General features: G+C 71.6%; 4 protein-coding genes and 1 pseudogene. 2 read left to right on the top strand and 3 right to left on the bottom strand.

Annotated features, from left to right (window positions below; translation table 11 throughout):
• Together AWZ10_RS03345 and AWZ10_RS03340 are read right to left on the bottom strand one after the other, a co-directional pair.
• Positions 1 to 1,131 (bottom strand): AAA family ATPase (locus AWZ10_RS03345; protein ID WP_159058204.1); only part of this gene is annotated, 1,131 nt, incomplete at its 3' end.
• 250 nt (positions 1,132 to 1,381) lie between these two features.
• Entirely contained in the window at positions 1,382 to 2,254 is an 873-nt protein-coding gene (locus AWZ10_RS03340) for a helix-turn-helix transcriptional regulator (protein WP_408991531.1), read from the bottom strand.
• Positions 2,255 to 2,355: 101 nt separating this feature from the next.
• On the opposite strand from AWZ10_RS03340, the gene AWZ10_RS03335 reads away from it, so the two are divergent.
• Both AWZ10_RS03335 and AWZ10_RS03330 read left to right on the top strand, forming a co-directional pair.
• Entirely contained in the window at positions 2,356 to 4,035 is a 1,680-nt protein-coding gene (locus tag AWZ10_RS03335; RefSeq protein ID WP_046708171.1) for an AMP-binding protein, read from the top strand.
• Positions 4,032 to 5,621 (top strand): AMP-binding protein, encoded by a 1,590-nt coding sequence (locus tag AWZ10_RS03330; protein ID WP_060890390.1) that lies wholly within the window; start codon positions 4,032 to 4,034, stop codon positions 5,619 to 5,621. Before AWZ10_RS03335 ends, AWZ10_RS03330 begins: the two co-directional genes overlap by 4 nt.
• A gap of 21 nt (positions 5,622 to 5,642) precedes the next feature.
• Here AWZ10_RS03330 and AWZ10_RS03325 read toward each other — a convergent pair.
• Positions 5,643 to 6,039, bottom strand: a pseudogene (locus AWZ10_RS03325) (hypothetical protein); the annotation flags it as partial.

Below are 6,039 nucleotides of genomic sequence, written 5' to 3'. Positions count from 1 at the left end.
GTGGGTGGCCAGGGCCAGATGCCGGGCCCGCTCGATGGGGTCGACGGCGGCGGTGGACAGCGCGGCGTGGGCGGCCCGCCGCTCCTGGGCGGTCGCCTCGGCGTACAGCGCGGCCGACACCAGGGGATGGGCGAACCGTACGTACGGCCCCTCCCGCTCCGGTGCGAGCAGCCCCAGTTCGACGGCGCGCGCGGTCTCCGCCTCGGCGTTCTCCCGCCCGGCGGCGTGCAGCAGCGCCCCCGTGGGCCGGGCACCGGCGCTGGCGACCAGCAGGGTGCGGCGGGCCTCGGCCGAGAGCATGTCCAGCCGGTTCAGGACCAGGGTCCGCAGTGAGGTCGGCACGGGCAGCGGCTCGCCCGGACGCGGCGGTGTCGGGCTGTCGGCGAGGGCACGGCCCAGCTCCAGCGCGAACAGCGGGTTGCCGCCGCTGGTGCGGTGGATGTCCCGCACGGTCGAGCGGGGCAGACCGGTGTAGCCGCGGTTCTCCAGCAGCTCGGCGACGTGCGTCCTGGACAGCGGAGTGACGCGGAGGGCCAGGGTGTCGGGAGGGGACGCGCGTAGATACCTGTCCTGCTCGTGACCATGGGGGTCCGTCGAGGTACGTACGGCGCACAGCATGCGCACCGGCAGCTCGCCCAGCCGCCGCGCCGCGAAGCCGAGCAGCTCGACACTGGCCGGATCCAGCCACTGGAGGTCGTCCGCGACGATCAGCACCGGGCCCTTGGCGGCCAGGGCGCGCAAGGTCGACAGGACGGCCAGCCGGAGCGCGAGCCCGTCGCGCTGAAGGGTGGACTCGCCCCGGCCGGTCAGCGCGGACTCCAGCGCGGTGCGCTGCGGGGCGGGCAGTTGGTCGGACACCTCGTCGACGACCAGCCCGAGCAGATCGGTCAGGGCGAGGAACGGCAGGTGCGACTCGGACTCGGTCGCCGAGCAGCGCAGCACCGTCCGCGCCGACTCCTCGTATTCCGCGGCCAGAGCCCGCAGGACCGTCGATTTTCCGATACCCGCGGAGCCGTGCACGAGAACGCTGCCGCGCCGCGCGAGCTGCTCACGCGCCCCCGCGAACAGCTCCTCCCGGCCTATGACCAGGTCGGGGCGGGGTCTCCCAGGCTCCTTGAACTCCCGTTGCACGGGCCACCGCTCCCCTCAAGTGTCGTGTCCGAGCCAATATTAGGCGTCCAGTCTTTGAATTTCGGAACGTAGACCCGGTGTGGGAAATAACAGGAAGGGTACGGCATAAGGAATTTCACATGCCCGTTACATGAAACTCGGTGTCCGTCACGCCCCCGTCATGGGCGCGCGGCCGTGACGTCTGCGGCTCCGCCGCCCGGGCGCGACCAGCCCTTCCGGCCGGCAGCTCGAAGGCGGCCCCTGCGGTTCGCTAGGGCAACAGCCCCGCCCGGCGGGCGGCCACCACCGCCTCCAGACGCGTATGCGCCCCGAGCTTCCGCATGGCCGAGCGCAGATAGGCCTTCACCGTCTCGGGGCGAAGCCCCAGACGATCCCCGGCCACCGTGTTGGTCGCACCCGTCGCGACGCAGGCCAGCACGTCCGTCTCGCGCGGTGTGAGGGCGACCCGGGCGACGACGTCCGGCCCGGTGTTCTCCCCGCCGGCCACGCCGGCCAGGCGTCCGCACACCCGCAGCAGCTCGGCCCGCAGTTCCGGATCATCGATGCGCGGGGCGAGCGCGCGCAGCGCCCCGTGCGCCTCCCGGACCTCCTCCCATGCCCCGGCCGACCCACCCTCGGGCGCCCGGGCCGCGACCAGCAGGTTCCGAGCCTCGTCCCGCACCACCAGCGCCTGCTCCATGTCCCGGGCCGCGTCCAGCGCGGCTCCGACCGTGCGGTCACCCAGCGGCTGGGCCGTGCGCAGGGCGCCGTACAGCACCCCGCGCACCCGACGCCGTACGACGACGGGGACCGCGAGGACGGAGCGGATGCCCTCGGCGGCGACCGCGGCGTCGTACTCGTGGCTGATCTGGCGCGATACGGAGTAGTCGGTCACGCAGCACGGCCGGGCCAGGGCCACCGTCTTGCCGCCGAGGCCGTTCCCGGAGTGGACGGCGAGCCCTTGAAGCGCGGTCGTCCGGTTGCCCTGGAGTTCGCTGATGCGCAGTTGCCCGGGGCCGGGCTCGACCAGCCCCGCGAAGGCGAGCGGCAGCCCGGTGGCCTGCCGCAGCCGGGCCAGCGCGCCGCGCATGTCCGCCGGTCCGGACAGAGCCGTCCCGACGGAATCCGAGGGATCCAATGCCACGAACTCGCCCCTTCCGCGCGGCGCACCCCCGTTCGGGGGTAGTGAGACGTGTATCACGCATTACACGATGTCAGGCAACGGTCCGGCAATGAGGAGGACACATGTCGGCGAGGACGAGCGCCACGGACGAGTTCCGGGCGGCCCGGGACTTCCTGTTGGCCCATCGTGAGGACTACGCCACGGCCTACAAGGGCTTCACCTGGCCGCGCCCGGAGTACTTCAACTGGGCGCTCGACTGGTTCGACGTGATCGCACGTGGGAACGACCGCACCGCGCTGCACATCGTCGAGGAGGACGGCACCGAGGCCGTGGTCTCCTTCGCCGAGATGTCCGAGCGCTCGTCCCGGATCGCCAATTGGCTGCGGGACCGGGGCGTGCGCGCGGACGACCGCATCCTCGTCATGCTCGGCAACCAGACGGAGTTGTGGGAGACCGCCCTCGCCGCGATGAAGCTGCGGGCCGTCGTCATCCCCGCGACCCCGCTGCTCGGCCCCGCCGACCTGCGCGACCGGGTGGAGCGCGGCCGGGTCAAGCACGTGATCGTACGGGCCGAGGACGCCCCCAAGTTCGAGGACGTGCCCGGCCGTTACACTCGCACGACGGTCGGCGGGACGGTGGACGGCTGGCGGCCGTACGGGGAGGCCTACGCGGCCGCCGCCCGTTTCGAGCCGAACGGCGCGACCAACGCCACCGACCCACTGATGCTGTACTTCACCTCGGGCACCACCGCCCGGCCCAAACTGGTCGAACACACCCATGTGTCGTACCCCATCGGCCACTTGGCGACCATGTACTGGATCGGCCTGCGACCCGGCGACGTCCATCTCAACATCTCCTCGCCCGGCTGGGCCAAGCACGCCTGGTCCAACCTCTTCGCCCCGTGGAACGCGGAGGCGACCGTGTTCATCCACAACTACACCCGCTTCGACGCGAGCCGGCTGCTCTCGGAGATGGAGCGCGCGGGCGTCACCACCTTCTGCGCCCCGCCCACCGTGTGGCGCATGCTCATCCAGGCCGATCTCACCCAGCTGAGCACCCCGCCCCGTGAGGTCGTCGCGGCCGGTGAACCCCTCAACCCCGAGGTCATCGAGCAGGTGCGCCGCGCCTGGGGCGTGGACATCCGCGACGGCTTCGGCCAGACCGAGACCGCCGTCCAGGTCTCCAACAGCCCCGGCCAGCAACTGAAGACGGGCTCGATGGGCCGGCCCGGCCCGGGCTTCAAGGTCGTCCTCCTCGACCCCGTCTCGGGCGCCCCCGACGCCGACGAGGGCGAGATCGCCCTCGACCTCTCCAACCGCCCGGTCGGCCTGATGACGGGCTACCACGGCGACCCCGACCGTACGGCGGAGGCCATGGCCGGCGGCTACTACCGCACCGGTGACATCGGCGCACGGGACAAGGACGGCTACATCACCTACGTGGGCCGCGCGGACGACGTGTTCAAGGCGAGCGACTACAAGATCAGCCCGTTCGAGCTGGAGAGCGCCCTCCTGGAGCACGAGGCGGTAGCCGAGGCGGCCGTGGTGCCCGCCCCGGACGAGGTGCGGCTCGCGGTACCGAAGGCGTACATCGTGCTGGCCGCCGGCTGGGAGCCGGGCCCGGACACCGCGAAGGTGCTCTTCGAGCACTCCCGGACCGTCCTCGCGCCCTACAAGCGTCTGCGCCGCCTGGAGTTCGGCGATCTGCCGAAGACCGTGTCGGGCAAGATCCGCCGCATCGTGCTGCGCGAGGCCACGGCCGCGGGCTCGGACGCGGAGTACCGCGAGGAGGACTTCCGGTGAGCGAGCTGTCCTATACGCACGGCACCGGCGGGACTCCGCTGCTCGGCGACACCATCGGAGCCGACCTCGACCGGGCCGTCGCGGCCTGGCCGGACCGCGAGGTCCTCGTCGACGTGCCGTCCGGCAGGCGCTGGACCTACACCCGGTTCGCCGCCGACGTCGACGAGCTGGCGTACGCGCTGCTCGCGAGCGGCGTCGCCAAGGGCGACCGGGTGGGTATCTGGGCGGTCAACTGCCCCGAGTGGGTGCTCGTCCAGTACGCCACCGCCCGCATCGGCGCGATCATGGTGAACATCAACCCGGCCTACCGCACCCACGAGGTCGAGTACGTCCTCGACCAGGCCGGTGTCCGCCTGCTCTTCGCCTCGCTCAGCCACAAGGCGAGCGACTACCGGGCGATGGTCGAGCAAGTGCGCGCCAGGTGCCCGAAGTTGCGGGAGGCTGTCTACATCGGGGACCCGAGCTGGGACGCGCTGATCGCGCGCGGGACACCGGTGCCGTACGAGGACCTGTCCTGCGACGACCCGATCAACATCCAGTACACCTCGGGCACCACGGGCTTCCCCAAGGGCGCGACCCTCTCCCACCACAACATCCTCAACAACGGCTACTTCGTCGGGGAGTCGCTCGCCTACACCGAGCAGGACCGGATCTGTGTGCCCGTGCCCTTCTACCACTGCTTCGGCATGGTGATGGGCAACCTCGCGGCGACCTCGCACGGCGCCTGCGTCGTCATCCCGGCCCCGTCCTTCGACCCGAAGGCCACCCTGGAGGCCGTCCAGCGGGAGCGCTGCACCTCCCTGTACGGCGTACCGACCATGTTCATCGCGGAGTTGAACCTCCCCGACTTCGCCGCGTACGACCTCTCCTCCCTGCGCACCGGCATCATGGCGGGCTCGCCCTGCCCGGTGGAGGTGATGAAGCGGGTGGTCACCGAGATGCACATGACGGAGGTCTCGATCTGTTACGGCATGACGGAGACCTCGCCCGTCTCCACCCAGACCCGGCGCGGCGACGACCTGGAACACCGCACCGGCACCGTCGGCCGCGTCCTTCCGCACATCGAGGTGAAGATCGTCGACCCCGCGACCGGGGTGACCCGGCCACGCGGTACCGCGGGGGAGCTGTGCACCCGCGGCTACAGCGTGATGCTCGGCTACTGGGAGGAGCCGGAGAGGACCGCCGAGGCCGTCGACTCGGGGCGGTGGATGCACACCGGGGACCTGGCGACGATGCGCGAGGACGGGTACGTCGAGATCGTCGGCCGGATCAAGGACATGATCATCCGGGGTGGCGAGAACATCTACCCGCGCGAGATCGAGGAGTTCCTGTACGGCCACCCGAAGATCGCCGACGTCCAGGTGGTGGGCGTTCCGCACGAGCGGTACGGCGAGGAGGTGCTCGCCTGCGTCATCCCGCGCGAGGCCACCGAACCGCTCACGCTGGAGGAGCTGCGGGCCTTCTGTGACGGGCAGTTGGCGCACTACAAGATCCCGAGCGCGCTGCGCGTCCTGGACTCCTTCCCGATGACGGTGTCGGGGAAGGTGCGGAAGATCGAGCTGCGGGAGCGGTACGCCACCGGGTAGCGGGTTCGCGCGACTGCCGTCTCAGGCCCTCGCCCCCATGGCGACCAGCTCCGTCGCCGCGCCGTTCACCGGCTGCGGGGTGCCCGTGAGGTCCAGGACGAACAGGCAGACGCCCAGGCCGTCGGCGCCGTCGCGGGCGTCGTTCGCGTACCCGGCGAGGGAGAAGTAGACACAGTCGGTGGCTTCCGTCATGGCGGTCAGCCACAGGCACTCGACGTCGCGCAGCGAGGCCGGGCGGACCGACGGATCAACCTGGGCCAGGACGCCCCGTGCGGCGAGGCCGATCCCGGTCGGCTGGCGCTGGTCGGCACGGCGGATCTCCCGGTAGCCCAGCCAGCGCAGGTAGAGGGCGACGGCGGTGACCGCGTCGCGGGCGGTGCGGATGGTGACGGGCCGGAAGGTCGCCCGGGGGCCGGCG

The sequence above is a fragment of the Streptomyces europaeiscabiei genome (genome assembly GCF_001550375.1).
GTDB classification, from domain to species: Bacteria; Actinomycetota; Actinomycetes; order Streptomycetales; family Streptomycetaceae; genus Streptomyces; species Streptomyces europaeiscabiei.
This window is presented reverse-complemented; position numbering and strand designations above follow the sequence as displayed.

Excerpts from the sequence above, each read along its gene's own strand:
- AWZ10_RS03335 (WP_046708171.1), top strand. The coding sequence starts at position 2,356 with ATGTCGGCGAGGACGAGCGCCACGGACGAGTTCCGGGCGGCCCGGGAC.